Below are 20,470 nucleotides of genomic sequence, written 5' to 3'. Positions count from 1 at the left end.
TCAATCTCAGATCATCTTTAATATTCCTGGAACTGTTCCGTATACCACCAAAACTACCACAATCGCTATAAGAATCCAGGAAACATTTGTTACTATTAATTTCACCTTGTCTTCGGGTAATTTATAGCGTAGAAGTTCTTCGAATATTAATCCTCCGTCCAGAGGCTTCATTGGTAGCAGGTTGAAGGTTCCCACCAGGAAGTTCAGGAGGAATATCCAGTATAAAAGGTCCTTAACAGGGAAAACGATCCATGGAACCAGATTCCCAAAACTCTTTGAAACACCCTCGTTAACCACCAGATGGCTCTGGCTCCTCACCCCAACATAGGCTTTACTTGAATTTGTGGGGTTTGGGCCTGTTTTAACAGTATAAGTTCCTTTATCTGTTTGGAATGTAACTGTCTGGCCTATCGTTGTTTGGTTCAGGGCCTGCATGAAATCTGTAGTGTCTTTAACAGTGTAACCGTTGATACTTTCTATCACCATTCCCGTAGAAAGTATACCTGTAGATGGGCTGTTGGTAACAACGCTTGTTATCTCCATTCCATCTGAGTGGAACGATGGATCTATTAGGAACGTACCCATACCTGTCATTATTAGAAAGGCTATCAGTGCAACAATAAGATTAAATGTTGAACCTGCAGCATATATCCTTAGCTTTGAAATTCGGCTGCTTTTTTTTACATCTTCTTCGTCTGGCTCTACGAATGCCCCAGGGAGTATGGCGAGCATTAGAACGCCTATGGATTTTATCTTAACTCCTTCAACCCTTGAGATTATTCCGTGACCGAACTCGTGTACAACCATTAAAATGGCCAAAGCAATGATACCATAGCCGAGAGGTACAAAAATTGGAGAACCCGGTATATCAACGCCAGGCAGGACTATGGCCACTGCTGGACTGTTGAACATAATTTTCAATGAAAGTACAAGTGCGTACACCATTAAGCCCATGAAAAATACTGAAACAGGAATTCCAATGTTCATGGTCCAGCGCCAGAATCTGGGACTTTTATTTGCCACAGAATCTATAAAACCCCTTAACCGAGTGGTTTTTCTCATTAAAAGGGGCCCTTCAATATCTATTTTCAGTTGTTTTCGAAATAAGAGTGCCAGGACCCATACAACAATAAATCCAATGGCATAGTACCATAAAGCGTTCAAGTCATCACCCTTTATTAGAATAAGGAATTATTTTTTTGTTAATCCTATTTTTTTAGGTTGTTTTTAAGTTCCAATCTTAATCAATTTTTTTAACCTTCCAATAAAATTTTATTTCATACTCTTATCAAATGATCCTTATTAGTTAATTTGTTAAAAACCTAACTATCACTGGGCCCTAACTGCATTGATTTTATCAGTTAAATCAGACCTGTAAAGAATCGTATAAGATGACTTCACATTCCTCTCCAGCTTCAACGCCTTCAAGGTTCTCCTCAATTATGATGTAACAGTTAGATTCAACCATGGACCTTATAATTCCAGAACCCTTTATTTTAAGGGGTTTAACCATTTCACCATCTGTTACTGCTCTTATGTAATCTGTTCTCCCAAGGGTTGAAGCTATTTTACGTGCTGCAGTTTTTTTAACAGTTTTAGGGCATGTGTTGATGCCTTGCATCCTCTTGAGCTGCTGCCTTATAAATACATCGAACTGAACCATTGCAGCCACAGGATATCCTGAAAGCATGAAAACGGGTTTATCATGAACTTTCCCGAATGCAAATGGTTTACCCGGCCTTAATGCAACTCCATGTATTAGTACTTCCCCTATTTTATCTGCAACATCCACAACAACATCACCCTTACTTATGGCAGTGCCTCCTGTTGTTATAAGGGCATCATGGGTTGCAAGCATCCTTTCAAACTCTTCTTCAACGATTTCAGCATTATCTACCCGGTGTACGAGTGTTGGGCAGGCCATTGTTGCCTCAACCAACGCTTTCACAGTGTAATGATTAGAATTTATAACTTCAGCTCCACTTATATCAGGATTGGGCATCACCAATTCATTTCCTGTGGTTATAACTCCAATTTTAGGTTTCTTGAATACCTTTACTTCATCGTATCCTGAAGAAGCGATTATGGCCAGGTCCTGGGGTCTTAATAGCTGTCCAGCCCTTAAAACCAAATCTCCAACTACTATGTCCTCTCCAATGGGACTTACGTTCTCCCCTGGTGTGAGGGACATCTCAACCTCTAAATTGTTCCCATCTTCTATTGTGTACTCTTCCATAACCACGGCATCTGCCCCTTCAGGTATTGGGGCCCCTGTTGCAATTTTAACGGCCTCACCATTTTTAAGGGTCACATTCGACATCTGCCCGGCACCTATCCTGTCTTTAATTTTGAGGTGTGCAGGATTGGTCTGGGAATGTCCGAAGCTGTCTTCAGCACGCAGTGCATATCCATCCATTGCTGACTTATCAAATGGTGGTGATGAAAGCAGGGATTTCACATCTTCTGCTAGCACTCGTCTATGGGCATCGTCCAGTGGAATTTCTTCAACATCTAACTTTAATGGAACTGATTTTATAATGCTCAGCGCATCTCTTGCTGGCATTAGCTCTGATAGGAACATGGTAACTCACTTGTAATATGGATGATTATTGATTTTTTTGATTAGATTTTCCTTTATTGAAGGTTAACTTTTTAAGTTAATATTAAACGTTGTTTAAATATTTGTTCTGGGTTAATTATATTTATCCATAGATTATCCCGTAGATTTTTTTTATGGAACTAAATACATTGAATATCAAATACCCTTAAGTAAGGTGTAATATTTCAAAAAACTGGAAATGTGAATAATTTTATCCTATTTTCTATCTGCATTGTGGTATCATTTAATCATCAAATGCCCCGTAATTTTATAAGAATTAGAAGTTCTCTTTCATTTAAAGGGAGGAAATTTTAAAATAAAGGATAGTTGAATCTATTTTAGAATTTATTCATTATCAACCCCCCTGAACATGAGAAGTTTTCAAGAATTAGATAATCTGGTTTAAAAATTTGATTTTCAATCTTTTTCAGGCTAATTGAGTAGAATTAAAAATTTCGATATTTAGATAATATAACAATTTTTTAAGAGTTTTAGTAATGTTTAACTAAGTTTAATAAAATCTTTTAAATAGTTTCGAAGATAGAAATTAATAAAAGATTTTGCGTTAATGTTAACGCATTTCTGCTGCTTGATATCTTAAAAAGGGGGTTAAAAATGCATGTTCAATGTTAACAAATTTTTGGAGTTAATGAGATGGTTTGGATTGCCCTTAGGAATATTTTTTGCATTTTTTTGGGGTAATAACCCTGCAGAACAGTTTAACATATTTGCTGTGTTTGCGGTGGTATTCATAGCAGGTTTAACTGGAATTGAAAGTTTATTTTTTGAAAAAGAGGCTTCAAAACTTTCAGGACATGTTGAAAGCAAAATATACCAAAGGCAGTCCGGTATAAATAACATTGCACTGGCCATAACCGCACCCATTGTTTACATGTTTGGTTGGGGCCTTTACGCCGAAGCAGCTTTGGTAACGGTTCTGATTATATCCCTGTCCCTCTACTCACTTAATCATCTCTACACCGGAATGAAAGAGTATAATAATAGTTCTAAAGGTTTTATGGGGTCCATATTAACCTTAATTTTGTTCGTGATTGTTGTATGCTTCCTTTTAAGGGTTTTTTAAGTTTCAGGGTCTTTTTTCTTGTTTTAAACAGAATACTCATCCCCTTCAAATTGTGTTGATTTGGCAAGATGTAAATTTTAACAGTTTGTTAATACAAAATTTATTAACAAACAGAATGACTCAAATTTTAAAAAAATTTAGAAGAGATCAAATTCATTGGAAAGGGATATCTGGGGTTGTATATGGGTTTAACTGATACTATGATAGAATTAGATTCCATTACAAAGTCATTTGGCGGTATAAAAGCTCTTAACAATCTAAAACTGGAAATAAGTAGAGGTGAACTTATTGGAATCATAGGATCCAATGGCGCGGGCAAAACAACTTTAATAAGGATAATCTGTTGTATATTGAGACCGGATTCTGGGGAGGTTCTAGTTGACGGTTATAGTATCCACAAAGACCAGATAAAGACCAAATCCATGATAGGATATCTTCCAGAAGAACCAAATTTGTATGAACGTTTCAAAGCTAGGGACCTTTTAAAATACTTTGCAGAGCTTTACGGGGTTCCAAAACAGGATATAGATCCAAGGATAGATGAGCTCCTGGAACTTGTGGATATGACTGAAAGGGCCGATGACAAGATAAATACCTTTTCAAAGGGCATGCGCCAGCGTGTAGGAATAGCAAGGGCCTTGATTCATGACCCTCCAATCCTCATATTTGACGAACCAACCATGGGCCTTGATCCTGCAACCGCAAACACCATACGCAGCTTCATAAGAAAATTAAAGGGTGATAAAACCATGATACTCTGCACTCACTACATGCAAGAGGCCGAGGAACTCTGCGACAGGGTTGCAGTCATGAACAGGGGCACCCTGCTCGATGCGGGAACTCCAGACTACCTAAAATCCAAGGTACATGGTGATGTAATATTTAATGTAATAGTAAATGATCCATCAAGTGTTGATAAAAATAAAATCAGAAATTTCAAATCTGTTGAAGCCATGGACATTGTTGGAGATGAATTCCACATATCTTTAAATTCAAGGGCCGAAATTGCGAGTATAACCGATGTTTTTGCCGATAAGGTGTTATCGATCAGTACAAAGGAACCCACACTCGAGGATGTGTTCATAAATATGGTTAAATGATGTTTGCAATGTTTTTAATTATTATTAGATCAATTTAAGGATTATTCAAACGGGATATTCCATTCTGCGGTAGGTTTTATTCATTGGGCTTAATTGGGTTCCATTGGTAACTTAATGTGTTCAAATAAGATTTTATGGGTAATTAATGCGTTTAATTAATGTTTTAGGGGTAAGCAAGGTTTTGAATAAGTAACAGCTTAAATGATAATCTTATGGATTTATAGGGTTAAGAACATGAAGTTCCTCACAATAACCAAATGGGAGTTTAAAGGCACAATTTCAAGCAAAAAATTCCTTATGATATTCTTTTTACAGCTGTCCGTACTTTTTTTAATGATAATAATGTTCAATTCCGTCGTTACAAACCTGGAATCTTCTAAAGGTCTGTCCATCACACCTTCACTCACCGGATTTGCTTCACTTGATGTTGAAGACGCATCTGGACTCTTTCAAAAGAGTATAAACCCCGAAATCATAGATTTAACATCCTCAAATTACAGCAACGCCATAAAAAAGATAAATCAAGGCCAAACTACAGGATTTTTACAGCTCCCGGCTGATATTGATAGTAGAATAGGAAGGATGGAACCTGTAAATTTGGAGCTTTACCTGGATTACAGCGACCCTAAACATGCTGTTGTTCAGGATGAAGTTAGTTCAACAGCCAAATTGGTGGGAGATGCTCTAACTGCATCATGGGTCCGATCGTTGAACCCACAAAACACATCAGAGCCGAAATTTACTCAAAAATCAACAGGAGAGTCCCTTCCAATGCAGATCATAAATAAGGTCATGCTGGCTGTCCTGTTGTTCCTGCCACTTTTTCTGTTTGGCAATATGATTATAGACAGTGTTGTGGGAGAAAAGGAGCGTAAGACAGGGGAGATACTCATTGCAATGCCAGTATCTCAAACCCAGATCATAATGGGTAAGAGCCTGGCGGTGGTTTTGACAATAGCACTACAGGTTGCAATGTGGATGATAATACTTCTAATAGCAGGATTCCAGATAAAAAATCCTTTACTTGTGTATATGTTTGTGGTACTGACTTCGATACCTATCGTGGGTATAACAACCGTAGTAGCCACCTATGCAAAAAATTTCAAAGAAGCAGGCATAGCCTTAAGCTTCATGTACATTGGAATTGTGGGATTTCTGGTTGTTCCAGTTCTTGCCTACATATCCCGGAAATCTGCAGCAGCAAACATATCCTCGATGACCATAGTGATGAGGCTCTTCTCAGGGGAATCAATACCACCTGGAGATTACTTCATTGCAATTTTGGGCATATTACTTTTAAGCATTGTATTCTACTGGGTTGCGATAAAACTGTTCAAGAGGGATGATGTGGTTTTTGGGCCACGTCCGGGTATTTTAAGACTCTTAAGGGATTTAGTTACCTGAATTTGAAGTTTTACCATATTTTTTTTATCTCACTGAAATTTCATTTATTAAATTTTCATTTCATCCTATCCCCTACTTTTCTTGTTCTATTCATTTAATACCGTCATCAATGTTATTAAAAAATCGATATCTTTAAATACAATGTAATGTATTTGTTACATTATATGTAACATATTTTTTACATACTGGTAATTCTGAATAATATGAGAGATTGGATTTGTTATTTCATTTTAATTCATACTATTCAACAAGGTTCATTTAATAGGGCTTTTGAAGCTGACTGAGAGAACAGGTATTTGTTTTATAGGGGGCGAAGGATTGGCTGAAGTTTTAATTGATTTAAATGGAGTTCACAGGATTTATGGGGATTTTGAAGCTTTGAAGGGAGTATCTCTTGAAGTTGAGAGGGGTCAGATATTTGGTTATTTGGGTCCAAACGGCTCTGGAAAGACAACTACCATTAAACTTATACTGGGATTGATCAGCCCATCTTCAGGGAAAGTCCACATTTTGGGAGAAGATCCATATCCTGATGATGATAAAGCCATGGATACGAGAAGGCACATTGGATCCATGCTAGAATTTAATGGTCTGTATGAAAACTTAACCGGTTTACAGAATCTCGTTTTTTGGGCGGAATTATACGGTATGAATGGCCAAAAAGCGCATGAGCAGGCTAAAATTCTCATGGATGCTGTTAACTTATGGGAGTGGAACGATGTTCCGGTTGTGAAGTATTCTTATGGAATGCACAAAAGACTGGCTTTGGCAAGAGCTTTGGTATCTGATCCGGATATTCTGGTGTTGGATGAACCTACCGCCGGTGTTGATCCAGAATCAAGGTACCTTATAAGGAACATGATGAAGGATCTAGCAGATCAAGGTAAAACTATATTTTTCTCTTCTCATGACCTTGAAGAGGTTCAAAAAGTCTGTTCCCATATTGCACTTCTAAAAAAAGGAAAGCTGATCTCAAAAGGTACTTTAAAAGATGTTATAAGTCATTTTGGAAGATCAAGGCTTTTTGTTCGCCTTAAATCTCCAGCATATGCTGATTTGTGGGCTCAGGAAATACGGCACATTGGCCGGGATATAAAAGTGGAAGGGCCCTTAGTTTCATTTTATCCAGAAAACGATTTTGATACGTCCCGATTAAGTGAAAAGAGTATTCTGGATACATGGAAAGTTGATTCATCACTTGAAGAAGTTTACCTGAACCTAGTTGCAGATAAAAATGTGAATGAAAAGGTGGAAACATGAACCCTCAGGTAGATTCAGTTATTTTGAAAGGAACAAAGGAAGCTATAGGGAGAAAAATGAACCCCCAAATAAACACAATCGTGTTAAAAGAGGTAAAGGAAGTCACAGGACGTAGAGACTATATTTTCACGATAATTTTAAATATCATCGTGTTTGCAGCAGTTGGCTGCATATTTACCCAGAATTACGAAGTTGCATCTTTGAGGAACCTGTTCCTTGAGATGACTTTTCTGGTTATGCCTCCATTTGCCATGTACATAGTAAGTGTACCCTTCATAAAAGAAAAGTTCAGTGATGAGAAGATTTTAAGAAGATTTGAAGCCATCTTAACAGTTCCTGTATCATTAAAAACATTGTGGGCAGGTAAAATGATCTCTATCTTTTTATTGAGTTATCCTGTAGTTCTTGCGGTCATTGTTATATTTTCCGTTGCCTGGAGTTTTTTAGGTGGATTAAACCCATTTTTGGTTATGTCCTCTGCAGGGTGGATAATGACCCTTTTCATAATGCCCATGGTGCCAATGGCTTACGCAGCCTTCTCATCCTGGTCTGTTTTAAGGTTCACCCATCCCAAGTTAATGGAAATCCTGAATTTCTTTGCAGTAGGTATAGCAGTACTAGTATTTATAAGCTCAGGGCATGTTCTGCGCTTAATTGCCACAGGACATATTGCGAACTGGTTGGTTGCAGCTTGCAGTGCCATAATAATTGCAGCTGCGTTTGGTTTAGTATTAGTTATGATAAATAGGTTGGATAAGGAGAAAATCACGATTTAAGTGAATAATTAATAAGAGGCGAAAGCATGGTAATTGCAAAACCAGAATGGTTTAAAAGAAGGAAATACAGTGGTTGGGGAGTTAGTATAGGTACATGGCAGGGTGCAGTTTATTCTGGGGTTCTGGCGTTAGTTCTGCTAGTGTTAATTACCATCGCTGTCTATTCTGGAAACATGATTTTTATAATAGCATTTGCAGTATTGTTTTCATTTTCCAATCTGGATATTATGGATGTCATGTGGAAACTGAAAAAAGATGAAAGGGAAAGAATGCATGAGGCAATTGCTGAGCGAAATTCTGCATGGGGAATGATGTTAATTTTGAACATAGGATTAATCATAGAAATAACTTACAACATCTTGCAAAACAGGGTTTATGTGGACCCATTCATCATATTAGCCCTGGTAGTGGGAATAATCATCCAATCGGTGACAAACTACCGCCTGGAAAAGGAGGACTGAATAAGAACGTGATTTGATATTAAGATTTTCAAGCGGTCATATTCTGTGTACTGGCATGAAAATTATGTTAACAGGGAATGTAATAATATCTATACTATTTTATCATTTACTGTAACTTCCAAGAAGAGAGATTATTCAACAAAAGTGGATTGAAACTGAGACAATGAAGACTAATATTAAAAAGTATCGCTTGGAACTGAACTTAACTCAGGAAGATTTGGCTAAACTGGTAGATGTAACCAGACAGACGATCATAGCATTAGAACAGGGAAAATACAATCCTTCCCTGATTTTAGCCTACAGAATTACCAAAGCCCTCCAGAAACAATGTATTGAAGAAGTATTCGATCTTGAGAATTTGTAATAATTATATATAATGGAATATTAATAATGGGATTGGGAAACCAATGAATGGAAGGGAAGTGATGATCAATAAAATGGGAAGAGTAACCATAACCATAACCATAACACACAACCAAAATCGGTAGAATTTGTAGATAAGTTCTAGAACTGAGAGAAGGTAACATCCGGAATATTCAAAGGCGGGTTTGATAATATAACTTGATAATTTGAAGGTTACGGTTAATTAAATAATTATTCAATGGCATTATGGTGCTTATTAGGGGTAATTATGAAACTAATAACTCTTGCGAAGAAGGAAGCCCAAGATATCTTGAGAAATAAGATTTACCTGCTGGTGGTTTTTGTACAGGTCTTCATAATTTTTGGAGCCTTCGGTCTTGCAGTTGCAAGTTCAATTGCAATGGACCCGAATCTTCTAGACAGTTACGGTTTGAGTTCATCCCTTAAAGTTGGAATATCACAGGATCTAAATGGTTCTGCACTTGCAAAGGATCTTGAAGCCCAGAACTTGAATCTGATCTATTTCAAGGACATGAATCAGGCAAATAATCTTCTTGGAACCCGGTTGGTTGCTGTTGTTGAGGTTTCATCTCAACCAAAGCAAGATGTAACTGTGCACATGGATACTGCCAATGTTTTTTATCCTGTGGTGTCCACCAAGGTAAACAGTGCTGTTAACAAATTTAAAGTCGAAAAAAGGTTAGAATCTGCAGGGGTCAACGATTCTGATATCCAAAAAGTCCAGAATCTGGTGACTTTAAACGTTGTTGGAGTTAAAAAGAATCAGGATGCAGGTATAGCCCTGGACAGCCCTTACTTTGTGGAGATCATGTACGGTTTCATAGTACCATTTATCCTTCTTCTGCCCATATTCCTTGCAGGTAACATAGTAACAGACAGCATAGTAGGAGAAAGAGAGAGAAAAACCTTTGAAATTCTTTTAATGGCACCAATTTCCAGTTCAATGGTTATTTTAGGAAAAACATTGCCTATACTAATTTTTTCTCTTGTTCAGAGTGTTGCATGGATGTTGATTCTGGAAATTCTTCACGTACCAATATACAACTCATTTTCCCTGATTTTCATACTCTTTTTCGTAGGTTTGGGTTTTATCGGGGCGGGAATATTCATATCTATGCTGGTTGACAGTACCAAAGAGGCTAACTCTGCAATAACCATGCTGCTGGTGTTTGCAACCTTTTTACTATTCATGCCATTATTTATAACCTCATCATACTTTGAAGGCATTTTAAACTTCATACCAACAGTTTTGATGGTTAAACTGGCATCAACACCAAATATAAATCCTGAAATCATGTTGCTGTCATTACCCACGGTGTTTTTATCTTCCTTCATATTTTTGATTACCGTGAGGTACTTCAAGCATGAAAGAGCCATACGCCTCTGATTTAGAATTAAAATTATTGAATAATTTCATATTTTATTGAATAGTTTCAATTGAATATCCATTGAACAGTTTTAGAAGTAGAATTCAAATTAGATACATAACTAAACTGATGATGGCACCAGATACAAGTGGTATTGGAATGTTATCATCTATGGGGCTGTAGGCCTCTGTGATCATACCTGATAATGCTCCAAAAAATGCCGGAATTACTGGAACCTGTGTAAAAGCCAGTAAAAACCCTACAAAAAGGAATGCTAGACTTCCTTCAAATGTCTTCCTGTTTTGAAAGGGTAGGAGGTGTTTGCCAAACCTACGACCCACAAGGGTTGAAACAGAATCTCCAAAAAGCAGAATCAGTATGGCGGCGTTCGCAATTGCCATGTTGAATTTAAAAATATAAAGGGTTAATATGATTCCTATAAAGAAATATACAAATCCTCTTTCATCATCACGTCTTTTACAGGTCCTGAAAATTGTTGAAAAGAGTGGGATGTCGTGGTGTTTGTCGAGTTTGAACATCATCTCAACAAGAACTACAATCCCTATACATAGAAGTATTAGAAGCTCTGCTTTAACAAACATGCCCAAAATAACGATGAAAACACCGGATGCATGGACTAGTTGTCTCACAACTTCTTTTTTCATAACATCATGCCATAAATTTTTCTATAACTCCTGTGTAAGATTTTTTAAGCTTTTCAACAGGAATTGAAATTGATTCATTCATAACAAGTTTATCCCCATTTACCTGTCCTATAATGGCTGCAGAAATATTATTTGATTTAATTTTATTTAATATTTCATCTACAACATCTTTTTCAACTGTTACAAGGTATCTGCCGTGTGATTCTGAGAAAAGAATTTCAGAAACTGTTAGGGTTTCATCTGCAGGAACCTTTGAAAGATCTATACGGGCTCCTAAGCCTCCTGCTATGGTCATTTCAGAGATTGCAACGCCAAGTCCTCCGGCAGAAAGGTCATGAACTGCTGTTACATTGCCATTGCTGTCATTTTTAATGAGTTCAAGTACGGCCATTGCAGAACCATATTCCTGTTCCATCCTTACTTGCGGAGCTTTTCCCTGCACAACGCCGTGCACAGACCTGTAAAATTCAGATCCACCGAGTTCGGCATGGGTGGCACCGATTAATATGATTTTATCGCCACTATTTTTAAATTCAGATGTTCTGATATCTTTTATGTCCATGATTCCTGCAACACCCACAACAGGTGAAGGGTTAACTGTAACTCCTTCTGTTTCGTTGTAAAAGCTCACGTTACCGCTTATAACTGGTGTGCTGAAGCAGTTTGCAACATCTGACATACCCTTAATACACTCCTTAAACTGCCAGAAAACCTCTGGTTTTTCTGGATTTCCAAAGTTCAGACAGTCTGCTATGCACACTGGCTCGGCCCCCATGCTCACAACGTTTCTTATGGCCTCTGCAACGGAACCAGCACCTCCATGGTATGGGTCAAGCTGGGTATGGATGCTGTTGCAGTCTGATGTGATTGCAAATGCTCTTTCATCGTCCACGCGCATTACAGCAGCATCGTCTCCAGGTTTTACAACGGTTCTTATCTGCACCTCATGATCGTACTGACTGTAAACCCATTTTTTGCTTGCAATGTTTTGGGATGATAGAAGTTTAAGGAGGGCCTCTTCTGGATCAACCTCCTCAATCTCAACGTATTCTGGAGTAGTTTCAGGTTTTTTTGCCTCTCTTTTAATAACAGGGGGGTCTGAGAGGAGCTGGCACGGTAGATCTGAGATAACCTCTCCTTTCTGGGTCATCACAAACCTTCCTGTGCCTGTGACTTTACCAACGGCAGCAGCAGGAAGTTCGAATTTTTTGAAGATTGTCATGAGATCGTCAACATCCTCAGGATGGACAACAAAGACCATTCTCTCCTGAGATTCTGATAACATTATCTCGTAGGGTGTCATTCCTTTTTCACGAAGAGGTATTTTTGTAATATCTACTTCTGCCCCGTTTTCACTTTTTGCAGCCATTTCTGAGATGCAACAGGTTAAACCTCCTCCTCCAAGGTCTTTAAGTCCTTGAATGTCTATTTTTTCAAGGGCTTCGAAGGTGGCTTCCATTACCTGTTTTTTGGTGAAGGGATCTCCCACCTGAACTGCGGGTCTGTCCTCTATTTCAGAAGCAGTTGTCAGTTCTTCAGATGCAAAGGTAACACCGTGTATTCCGTCACGTCCTGTTCTCCCACCCATTAGTACGAAGATGTCTCCCACGTTAGGAGCTATTCCCTTTACAATTGAGTCTTTACTGACTATGCCCACACATAACACGTTTACAAGTGGGTTTGCCTTGAAGTTCTCGTCAAATTCAACTTCTCCACCTACTGTTGGTATTCCAACTCTGTTACCGTAATCTGATATTCCTTTAACCACGTGTTCAAATAGGTATCTTGATTTTGGGTCTTCAAGGTATCCAAAGCGGAGTGAATCTAACAGTGCTACTGGTTTGGCCCCCATGGATATTATGTCCCTGATTATTCCACCAATTCCGGTACCTGCGCCTCCATAAGGTTCGATTGCAGATGGATGGTTGTGACTTTCCATTCCAATGACCAGGGCAAGTTCATCTGTAAGTTCAACTATTCCTGCATCGTCTCCAGGACCTATAATCACGTTTTTACCTTCATTTGGGAACAGTCTTAATATTGGGCGGCTGCTCTTGTAGGAGCAGTGTTCTGAGAACATTATGTCCAGCATCCCATATTCCAGGGAGTTAGGCTCTCTTTCAAGTTCCTTTTTAATATATTCAAATTCAGTATCTGCTAAAGCCATTTTATCACCATCTATCCATACAATCTGGAGTATGCAACCTTATCTGTTCTATATTCATTATCCTTTAATTTTCTATTTTATAAAGACTTTAAGGAAGTATACAAATATTTTAAGACTCTTTAATGTTTACATTAACATTTTCATCTTCTATTTTCCATTGTTTGGTGTAATCTTCATTTTCAATTCCAAATATCAATTTATCTGCCCTGACTTCATGTGAAATAAAGTCTATGAAGTTTTCTATAAGTCCCGTGAATTTGGAACTGCAATCAACAGATACCTCGATATTGGCCTCTACATCAAGGTCAAGGTCCTTTCTCATGTCTTGAATCCTTCTTATAAGCTCACGAGCCATTGCTTCTGATAATATTTCTTCTGTAAGTTCTGTGTTGATAAATATGCTTCCACCATCAAATTCTGAACTTGCAATGTTTTCTGGTAACTCTGTTTCAAATACAATATCATCTTGAGCAAGTTCAATTGTTTTGTCCTCAAGTTCTACCTTGTAAACTCCTTCAGATTCGAGTTTTTCAACTATGACAGCACCATCAGCTTCTGCAAGTTTCGATGCTACCTTTGGAACGTCTCCACGCAGTTTAGGACCCAGGGTTTTCATGTTAGGGCCGGCATGTATGGTTACATCTTCAAATTTACTGGACGATAAAACGTCTTTGGTGTTGGCCTGTTCCATTATAACGTTTTTAAGGGATACAACAGCATCAAGAACTTTTTTATCCTCTGAAACTATTAAAACATCCATCACAGGCCATCTTAGTTTGTAACGGGCAACGTCACGAGCTCTGGCGCAGGCCTCAATTATATCACGTACAACGTCCATGTTGGCTTCAAGCTCCTCATCTATGAGGGTTTCGTTAAATTCCCAGTCAAGCATGTGAACACTCTGTGGTGCATCTTCCTCAACACCTTTCACCATGTTCTGGTAGATTTCTTCGCTGATATGGGGTGCTATAGGTGCCATGGTCCTTACAAGAAGTTTTATAACGTTGTAAAGAGTGTAGTATGCCCCTAACTTGTCAGGATTATCTTTTTCTATCCATGTTCTGCCCCTTATGAGTCTGATGTACCATCTGCTCAGGTCTTCAAGTATGAAGTTGTTAATGGCCCTCGTGGCTTTGTGGAAGTGCAGTGCTTCCAGAGATTTTGTAACATCCTTTGCAACTGAATTGGCACGTGAAGTTATCCAGCGGTCCTCATCACGCAGTTTGAGGTCTTTTTCGCTGTAAAGAGTTGGGTTGAAATTGTCGATGGACATGTAAGTGGTTGAAAATACGTAAACGTTCCAGAGGATGTTGAACATCTTATTAACATTTTTAACCTCATCCCAATTGAATTTAAGGTCTTCCCATGGTTTGTTACCCCAGAGCAGGTAGAATCTAAGAACGTCGGCCCCGTACACTTCAACAACCTCATCTGGTTCAACAACGTTTCCAAGGGACTTGCTCATTTTTTTACCCTCTTCATCTAGGGTGAAACCATGCATTAAAACCTTTTTGTAGGGGGCACTGTCGTGGGATATCACTCCGCAGCCGAGTTGAGAATAGAACCAGCCACGTGTCTGGTCGTGACCTTCTGTTATGAAATCGTATGGGTACCATTCCTCAAATGGATTTTTTTCTTCAGGGTAGTGGAGGGCTGCCCATCCTGCAACTCCTGAATCTATCCAGACGTCTAAAACATCTGGAGTTCGTTTCATATTCCCTCCGCACTGGCATCTGATGGTTATTTCGTCCACGTGTGGTCTGTGTATGAAATCTCCCTTAAGTTCTCCGTCAACTGCACGTTCCCTCAACTCATCTATAGAACCTACAACTGTTATTTCACCACAATCTTCACAAACCCAGATTGGAATTGGGATCCCCCAATATCTCTGCCTTGATATTGTCCAGTCCCTTGCATTTTCTACCCAGTTACGGAAACGACTCTCTCCAGCCCAGGATGGGACCCATTCCACCTTATCAAGCTCGCTGAGCATTTGATCCTTTATATCTGTTACCTTCAAAAACCACTGTTTGGTTGCCAGGTAGATTATTGGGCTTTTACATCTCCAGCAGAAACCGTAACGGTGATTTATGATCCCATCCTTAAGGAGGAGGTTGTGGGATTTCAGGTCTTCTATTATGTTTGGATCTGCAAATTTTACAAACTGGCCAACATACTTCCCAGCATCTTCCATGAACAATCCTGCCTCGTCCACAGGACAGAATATGGTCAGTCCGTACTTTTTACCGATTTCAAAGTCGTCAGGACCGTGTCCTGGGGCTGTATGAACGCATCCTGTACCTTCTGTAAGGGTCACATGTTCACCAGGTAGTATTACGTGTTTAAACTCATTTTGAACCGGTATTTCATCTAGAAGAGGATGTTTATATTCCAGTCCTTCCAGATCGGAACCCTTAACTACTTTAAGGATTTCGTAGTTTTTTTGGCTGCACTGGCATTTTTGATCCTCATGTTCGTGTCCTTCAGGGTCAGATCCAAATAACGAGTCTACAAGGGCTTCTGCCATTATGTAAACTTCTTCATTGACTTTTACGTATGCGTAGTCAAAGTCAGGGTGCACACAGACCGCCATGTTGGCAGGCAATGTCCATGGTGTGGTTGTCCAGACCAGGACGTAGGTTGTGTAATCTTCGCTTTCCTGCTGGGCCAATGGAAATTTAACGTAGATGGAAGGGTCTTCTTTGTCGTCGTAGTCTATTTCTGCCATTGCAAGGGCTGTTTCACAGTGAGGGCACCATGTGATAACTCTCTTATCCCTTATGAGCAGGTCCTTTTCATGTGCCCTTTTAAGGGTCCACCAGCATGATTCCATGTACTTGGTGTCGTAGGTCACGTAGGGTTTGTCCCAGTCCATCCAAACACCGAGCATTTTGAACTGGTCTGTCATGAGGCCTTTGTTTTCCACCGCAAATTCTTTACACTTATTCACGAATGTTTCAATTCCGACACGTTCCTCTATTTCTTTTTTACTCTTTAAACCCATTATTTCTTCGACCTTGTGTTCGATCGGAAGTCCGTGGGTGTCCCATCCAGGTTGTCTTCTGACGGAGAATCCGGACATGCTTTTGTATCGAAGATACGTGTCCTTGATTATTTTGTTCCAGGCTGTTCCCAGATGTATTCTTCCGCTACAATATGGTGGACCGTCTAAAAATGAGTATTTAGGTTTTTTTTCCCGCATTTTCTTGGTCTTTTCGTATACGTCTTCATCATTCCAGAAATTCTGGATTTTCTTCTCGATGATCCTTGATTCATATGCCCGTTGAGCCTCTTCTATTGGCATTTCTAATCTCCTGTGATTTTTATGATTTTTCGTTATTGTGAATTCACATCTAAGGTTTGTTATTAGTATATAAAATAGTTTAATTAAAGGCAGAAATTGAGTTAAAATAAACAATCATTAAAAAAATAAAAAACTTAATCTATGGATCATGAAATATTTTCAGATCTAACAACCAAATTCACGTTTTTTCAAGTAAAATCTCTTAAAAACACATTTAAAGATATAATTTCTAAAGATATATGGTTTAAATGTACTTTTGAAATCATCTAAAAAGGTAAGGAGTTTAAAAACATAAATATTTTAAACCCCTCTATCTGTATCGGTTAAAAAGTTCTAACCTTTCCTTCAACCATCATTTCAGTGATTTTACCTATATCCTGAAGCCAGGAATCCATTACTCCTTCCACATCTTTGTTAACTGATTCCATTTTGTAACCGTCTTCAAGGATGATCTGCGCACTTGCAGCTTTAGGATGGTCTATAGGTTGACCTATCTGACTTAATAACATTATATGGACCTGTTTAACTCCTTCCACATCTTTTGCTATATCCTCTGCCATTTTATTTGACAGGAGGTTGTATATTTTACCAACGTGGTTTATTGGGTTTTTACCAGAGGTTGCTTCCATTGACATTGGCCTGTTAGGTGTTATAAGGCCGTTTGCTCTGTTTCCCCTTCCAACTGAGCCGTCGTCTCCCATCTCTGCTGATGTTCCGGTAACTGTCAGGTAATATCCTTTTTCTGAATCGCAGGTTGGGTCGTCTCCGGTGTTTATGAAGGTTTGAACAGTCCTGTCTGTGTGTTTAAGGGCCAGATCTGTTACTATGTTGTTAAGTTCCTCTTTAACATTGAGATAGGTGTTTTTACCGTCCACGTATTTGGATACCATTGCGCAGGCTATTGTAAGGGTTATATCTCCGTTCTCCCTTAGGCCCATAACTTTTATGTCTTCTCCTACCTGTGGATACTTCTTCTTGAAGTTTCTGGAGTTTAAAAGTTTTTCTGTTTCCAGAACTATGGTTTCTGTCTCGGAGAATGGAGCATATCCCACACCAAATGAGGTGTCGTTGGATGAGGGCATTCCTTCCCTTCTGAACACGTCCACAAGGTCTCCTGATCCATGACCTATTTTGCACTCCACCACCGTGGAGGTTTCAACGTCCAGGTTTATGATATTTTCCTTCAAATATTCTTTGGCAGCGGTTATGGCTATTCTGTCAATTCCTATTTTTGTTCCATCATACTCTGAAACGCCCCTACCTGTCAGGAGTATTTCTATTGGTTTTATTATTTCTCCTCCACCGAAATGGGGGTCTGATTCTCCTGCAGTGATCTGCACCTCATCTGTGTTGTGGTGCATTATGTGACCGTCAAATTTTTCCATGTAAGCTTTGCATAGGGCTCTGCTCACAGATTCTGCAATTCCATCGCTTATGCTGTCTGGGTGTCCTATACCTTTTCTTTCTATTATCTCTACTTCTTGTTCTTCAATTGGTTTCTGGATAAGCTCTTTAACTATGATATTTCTCATGAACCTAACCTCCAAAACTTGTTAGTTAATTTGTTATAATATCCTAAGAGTTACGTTTTTAGACCAATATACAAATTTTTTTTGTGCATCGTACCCTAAAAAATAATACATAACTCCATTTTGGGGTAATCTAACATGGCTTTTGAAACTGATGATATAAAAATTGATCCTTATAAATCCTTATAATAGTATTTAGATCAAGAACTTAAAAATAAAATTTACACAGGTATTACACATAATGCTAAAACATGTTTATTCATTGAGAAAAGTTTAACGGCATCATGATGATATTTTAACATAAGAAATAATTTTTTTAGTCCAATTAAATCCATTAAACTCATTATTTCAAATAAAAGCTTTTATTGAAAATTAGTTTCTTTTGTAGAGTTACTCATGAATCCCCAAAAATTTAATCAGATAGCAGTTTTATACATTATTTTAGATTAAATTTTAGTAGGGGTTTAAGAAATTTAGTAGGTTTAAGAAATTTAGTATAATGGAGAGAGAACATGCATACTTCCAGAATGAGTTACGTATCCGTGATTAATAAGAGTAAGGGAACAGAACTTGGGCATGCAGATATTGCAGACAGTTTCATGTCGAGGTTCCTGGGGCTGATGTTTAAAAAGAATTTAGAAAGAGGGTTGATATTAAAACTTCCAAAGAGTCGAAGCAGACATGGTTCTGCCATCCATATGTTTTTTATGAAGATGCCACTGGACATAATCTTTGCAGATTCCAATAGAAAGGTTGTTGACGTGATTTCAATAGGGCCTTGGAAAACCTACACGCCAAAAGCCCCTGCAAAATATGTTATAGAATTTGAAAAGGGTTTATTGGCATCATCCAGCACACAAATCGGTGATGAGCTGGACTTCACATGTGACCATGTTTAACGATAAAAAAACCATTAGTTAACTCATAAGGTAACTCAAATGATAAAAAATCATGTACAGAATGAAGAAGCATGGAATTGAGTAAATAATATGGAGTAAATGTTTGGAGGCGTACTATGGAGGTAAAAATTGTTGATTATGGAGCTTCAACAAGTTCAAAAAGATATTACGTTACCTGTAAGGTGACTGGAATTGATCTGGAAACCCAGAAAAAGCTTGAAAAACGTGTTGAAGGAAAAGTAACTCTAAAAAATGGAGATATGTACATAACAACATATTTTGAGGAGGAATATTTCCCGTTCAAAAGCCAAGAGGCCCAGTACAAACCTGAGGACTTCGTGGCACGTGAAGAGATTGAAATGATTGTTTATCTCACGAGTCTTTTGGAAGAGGATTAGATAATCCTAAACTAGATTTAGGATTATAAACTAACCTAATGATAAGATCGAATTCCTGAGAAAAATTAGTGGATCATGCATAGATTGGTTTTAAACGATCTAAAAGGATATATAAAACTTGATGTAAGGTATAAATTTATTAAAATCCAAATCAAAGGTTGTTTCCTTTTAAATGAGCTTTTAAAGTGAAATCAATGAAAAAATCTTCTTATAATCTAAAGGCCCTGATATTGAGGCAGAAAATGCAGCTTGCAATGTCTGGATTTCGAGATAAAATGGGATTCCATGATTTCAACCCAGGGGACTTTGAAGTAGTACCTGTTAAGGTAACAATTCCCGATTTAGACCCTGTATTCAACAATTATCGAATAGTACACATAAGCGACATCCATTTAGGGCAGTGGATATCTGAAAAACGTATTAAAGGTGTGGTTAACCTTGTAAACCAGCAAAAACCAGATCTTGTGGCCATAACTGGGGATTCTGTCTCCTACTTGGCTGATGAACCAGTTATGGAAATGTTGAGATCCCTCAAAAATCTGCAACCCCACGATGCAACGGTTTCTGTACTGGGAAATCATGACCATGTCATGGGTGCAGAAAAAATCCTTAAAATAATGGATGAAAACAACATCATAGATCTGAATAACGATGTTTACACCCTGAAACGGGGAGAGGCTATGCTGCACATTGCAGGGGTGGACAGTATCACATTAAACCACCAGGACCTTGATCTGGTGCTTGAAAAGCTTCCATCTGCAGGACCGGCCATACTTCTTGTGCATGAACCCGACTTTGCAGATACAAGTGCTGCCACAGGAAGATTCAGTCTGCAACTTTCAGGACATTCTCATGGGGGACAAATGGTTATCCCAGGATTTGGAACCCCATTTAAGGGATCTAACTTTAAAAAATATCCAATTGGTAAGTATCAAGTAGGTGACATGGTTCAGTACACCAACAGAGGTCTTGGGACCAATGTTTTCTGGTTGAGGATCAACTGTCCTCCTGAAATAACGGTGTTCAAACTTCAAAGCAAAAATTTCAATTAGAAGTCAAGATCAATTGGGTTT

17 protein-coding genes are annotated in these 20,470 nt (G+C 38.4%); 11 read left to right on the top strand and 6 right to left on the bottom strand.

Translation table 11 applies throughout. The features are described from left to right. Window positions 1-6 precede the first annotated feature (6 nt). Window positions 7-1,164 (bottom strand): site-2 protease family protein, encoded by a 1,158-nt coding sequence (locus MSWAN_RS11620; protein WP_013826847.1) that lies wholly within the window; start codon window positions 1,162-1,164, stop codon window positions 7-9. A 202-nt stretch (window positions 1,165-1,366) separates the two neighbouring features. After that, window positions 1,367-2,581 carry a molybdopterin molybdotransferase MoeA gene (locus tag MSWAN_RS11615; RefSeq protein WP_013826846.1) on the bottom strand — a complete coding sequence of 405 codons (1,215 nt, stop codon included), beginning with the start codon at window positions 2,579-2,581 and terminating at the stop codon, window positions 1,367-1,369. 637 nt (window positions 2,582-3,218) lie between these two features. Here MSWAN_RS11615 and MSWAN_RS11610 point away from each other — a divergent pair. The 8 genes from MSWAN_RS11610 to MSWAN_RS11575 all read left to right on the top strand — a co-directional run bounded on the left by MSWAN_RS11610 (window position 3,219) and on the right by MSWAN_RS11575 (window position 10,455). After that, complete coding sequence (locus tag MSWAN_RS11610) at window positions 3,219-3,683, top strand: hypothetical protein (RefSeq protein WP_013826845.1); 465 nt, start codon at window positions 3,219-3,221, stop codon at window positions 3,681-3,683. A gap of 182 nt (window positions 3,684-3,865) precedes the next feature. Next, window positions 3,866-4,783: an ABC transporter ATP-binding protein gene (locus MSWAN_RS11605; RefSeq protein WP_013826844.1), complete on the top strand. Its 918-nt coding sequence runs from the start codon at window positions 3,866-3,868 to the stop codon at window positions 4,781-4,783. A 234-nt stretch (window positions 4,784-5,017) separates the two neighbouring features. Beyond that, window positions 5,018-6,187 carry an ABC transporter permease gene (locus MSWAN_RS11600; protein ID WP_013826843.1) on the top strand — a complete coding sequence of 390 codons (1,170 nt, stop codon included), beginning with the start codon at window positions 5,018-5,020 and terminating at the stop codon, window positions 6,185-6,187. 270 nt (window positions 6,188-6,457) lie between these two features. Continuing rightward, window positions 6,458-7,447: an ABC transporter ATP-binding protein gene (locus MSWAN_RS11595; protein ID WP_161597495.1), complete on the top strand. Its 990-nt coding sequence runs from the start codon at window positions 6,458-6,460 to the stop codon at window positions 7,445-7,447. Further along, a complete protein-coding gene (locus MSWAN_RS11590; RefSeq protein WP_013826841.1) occupies window positions 7,444-8,223 on the top strand; it encodes a hypothetical protein in 780 nt (259 codons plus the stop codon). The genes MSWAN_RS11595 and MSWAN_RS11590 overlap by 4 nt, the downstream gene beginning before the upstream one ends. A 26-nt stretch (window positions 8,224-8,249) precedes the next feature. After that, a complete protein-coding gene (locus tag MSWAN_RS11585) occupies window positions 8,250-8,684 on the top strand; it encodes a hypothetical protein (RefSeq protein ID WP_013826840.1) in 435 nt (144 codons plus the stop codon). A gap of 163 nt (window positions 8,685-8,847) precedes the next feature. After that, a complete protein-coding gene (locus tag MSWAN_RS11580; RefSeq protein ID WP_013826839.1) occupies window positions 8,848-9,048 on the top strand; it encodes a helix-turn-helix transcriptional regulator in 201 nt (66 codons plus the stop codon). Window positions 9,049-9,315: 267 nt separating this feature from the next. Continuing rightward, a complete protein-coding gene (locus tag MSWAN_RS11575) occupies window positions 9,316-10,455 on the top strand; it encodes an ABC transporter permease (RefSeq protein WP_013826838.1) in 1,140 nt (379 codons plus the stop codon). A gap of 84 nt (window positions 10,456-10,539) precedes the next feature. Here the strand turns inward: MSWAN_RS11575 and MSWAN_RS11570 are convergent, their stop codons facing one another. The 4 genes from MSWAN_RS11570 to MSWAN_RS11555 all read right to left on the bottom strand — a co-directional run bounded on the left by MSWAN_RS11570 (window position 10,540) and on the right by MSWAN_RS11555 (window position 18,103). Then, the gene (locus MSWAN_RS11570) at window positions 10,540-11,100 is read right to left on the bottom strand and encodes a diacylglycerol/polyprenol kinase family protein (RefSeq protein WP_013826837.1); all 561 of its coding nucleotides are present in this window, start codon (window positions 11,098-11,100) and stop codon (window positions 10,540-10,542) included. A 4-nt stretch (window positions 11,101-11,104) separates the two neighbouring features. Beyond that, window positions 11,105-13,267: a phosphoribosylformylglycinamidine synthase subunit PurL gene (gene purL, locus MSWAN_RS11565; protein ID WP_013826836.1), complete on the bottom strand. Its 2,163-nt coding sequence runs from the start codon at window positions 13,265-13,267 to the stop codon at window positions 11,105-11,107. Between the two features lie 109 nt (window positions 13,268-13,376). After that, window positions 13,377-16,571, bottom strand: a complete 3,195-nt coding sequence (ileS, locus tag MSWAN_RS11560; protein ID WP_013826835.1) for an isoleucine--tRNA ligase — start codon at window positions 16,569-16,571, stop codon at window positions 13,377-13,379. Window positions 16,572-16,894: 323 nt separating this feature from the next. Beyond that, window positions 16,895-18,103 carry a methionine adenosyltransferase gene (locus tag MSWAN_RS11555; RefSeq protein ID WP_013826834.1) on the bottom strand — a complete coding sequence of 403 codons (1,209 nt, stop codon included), beginning with the start codon at window positions 18,101-18,103 and terminating at the stop codon, window positions 16,895-16,897. 509 nt (window positions 18,104-18,612) lie between these two features. Between MSWAN_RS11555 and MSWAN_RS11550 the strand changes: the two genes are divergently transcribed. The 3 genes from MSWAN_RS11550 (at window position 18,613) to MSWAN_RS11540 (ending at window position 20,449) form a co-directional block, all read left to right on the top strand. Then, on the top strand, window positions 18,613-18,999 hold the full coding sequence (locus MSWAN_RS11550; protein ID WP_013826833.1) for a DUF192 domain-containing protein: 387 nt from the start codon (window positions 18,613-18,615) through the stop codon (window positions 18,997-18,999). Between the two features lie 116 nt (window positions 19,000-19,115). Beyond that, complete coding sequence (locus MSWAN_RS11545; RefSeq protein WP_013826832.1) at window positions 19,116-19,397, top strand: DUF5750 family protein; 282 nt, start codon at window positions 19,116-19,118, stop codon at window positions 19,395-19,397. A 194-nt stretch (window positions 19,398-19,591) separates the two neighbouring features. Beyond that, window positions 19,592-20,449: a metallophosphoesterase gene (locus MSWAN_RS11540; RefSeq protein ID WP_048188122.1), complete on the top strand. Its 858-nt coding sequence runs from the start codon at window positions 19,592-19,594 to the stop codon at window positions 20,447-20,449. Window positions 20,450-20,470: the final 21 nt, after the last annotated feature.

Origin of the sequence: Methanobacterium paludis (genome assembly GCF_000214725.1) — an archaeon.
Taxonomy (GTDB): domain Archaea; phylum Methanobacteriota; class Methanobacteria; order Methanobacteriales; family Methanobacteriaceae; genus Methanobacterium_C; species Methanobacterium_C paludis.
The sequence above is the reverse complement of the archived record's forward strand: the minus strand, read 5'-3'. Positions and strand labels throughout refer to the sequence as shown.

Bases quoted from the DNA above. Each gene is read 5' to 3' on its own strand.
- MSWAN_RS11585 (WP_013826840.1), top strand. From the start codon at position 8,250: ATGGTAATTGCAAAACCAGAATGGTTTAAAAGAAGGAAATACAGTGGT.
- MSWAN_RS11600 (WP_013826843.1), top strand. From the start codon at position 5,018: ATGAAGTTCCTCACAATAACCAAATGGGAGTTTAAAGGCACAATTTCA.
- MSWAN_RS11545 (WP_013826832.1), top strand. From the start codon at position 19,116: ATGGAGGTAAAAATTGTTGATTATGGAGCTTCAACAAGTTCAAAAAGA.
- ileS (WP_013826835.1), bottom strand. From the start codon at position 16,571: ATGCCAATAGAAGAGGCTCAACGGGCATATGAATCAAGGATCATCGAG.
- MSWAN_RS11570 (WP_013826837.1), bottom strand. From the start codon at position 11,100: ATGAAAAAAGAAGTTGTGAGACAACTAGTCCATGCATCCGGTGTTTTC.
- MSWAN_RS11590 (WP_013826841.1), top strand. From the start codon at position 7,444: ATGAACCCTCAGGTAGATTCAGTTATTTTGAAAGGAACAAAGGAAGCT.
- MSWAN_RS11550 (WP_013826833.1), top strand. From the start codon at position 18,613: ATGCATACTTCCAGAATGAGTTACGTATCCGTGATTAATAAGAGTAAG.
- MSWAN_RS11610 (WP_013826845.1), top strand. From the start codon at position 3,219: ATGTTCAATGTTAACAAATTTTTGGAGTTAATGAGATGGTTTGGATTG.
- MSWAN_RS11575 (WP_013826838.1), top strand. From the start codon at position 9,316: ATGAAACTAATAACTCTTGCGAAGAAGGAAGCCCAAGATATCTTGAGA.
- purL (WP_013826836.1), bottom strand. From the start codon at position 13,267: ATGGCTTTAGCAGATACTGAATTTGAATATATTAAAAAGGAACTTGAA.
- MSWAN_RS11615 (WP_013826846.1), bottom strand. From the start codon at position 2,581: ATGTTCCTATCAGAGCTAATGCCAGCAAGAGATGCGCTGAGCATTATA.
- MSWAN_RS11540 (WP_048188122.1), top strand. From the start codon at position 19,592: ATGAAAAAATCTTCTTATAATCTAAAGGCCCTGATATTGAGGCAGAAA.
- MSWAN_RS11555 (WP_013826834.1), bottom strand. From the start codon at position 18,103: ATGAGAAATATCATAGTTAAAGAGCTTATCCAGAAACCAATTGAAGAA.
- MSWAN_RS11605 (WP_013826844.1), top strand. From the start codon at position 3,866: ATGGGTTTAACTGATACTATGATAGAATTAGATTCCATTACAAAGTCA.
- MSWAN_RS11580 (WP_013826839.1), top strand. From the start codon at position 8,848: ATGAAGACTAATATTAAAAAGTATCGCTTGGAACTGAACTTAACTCAG.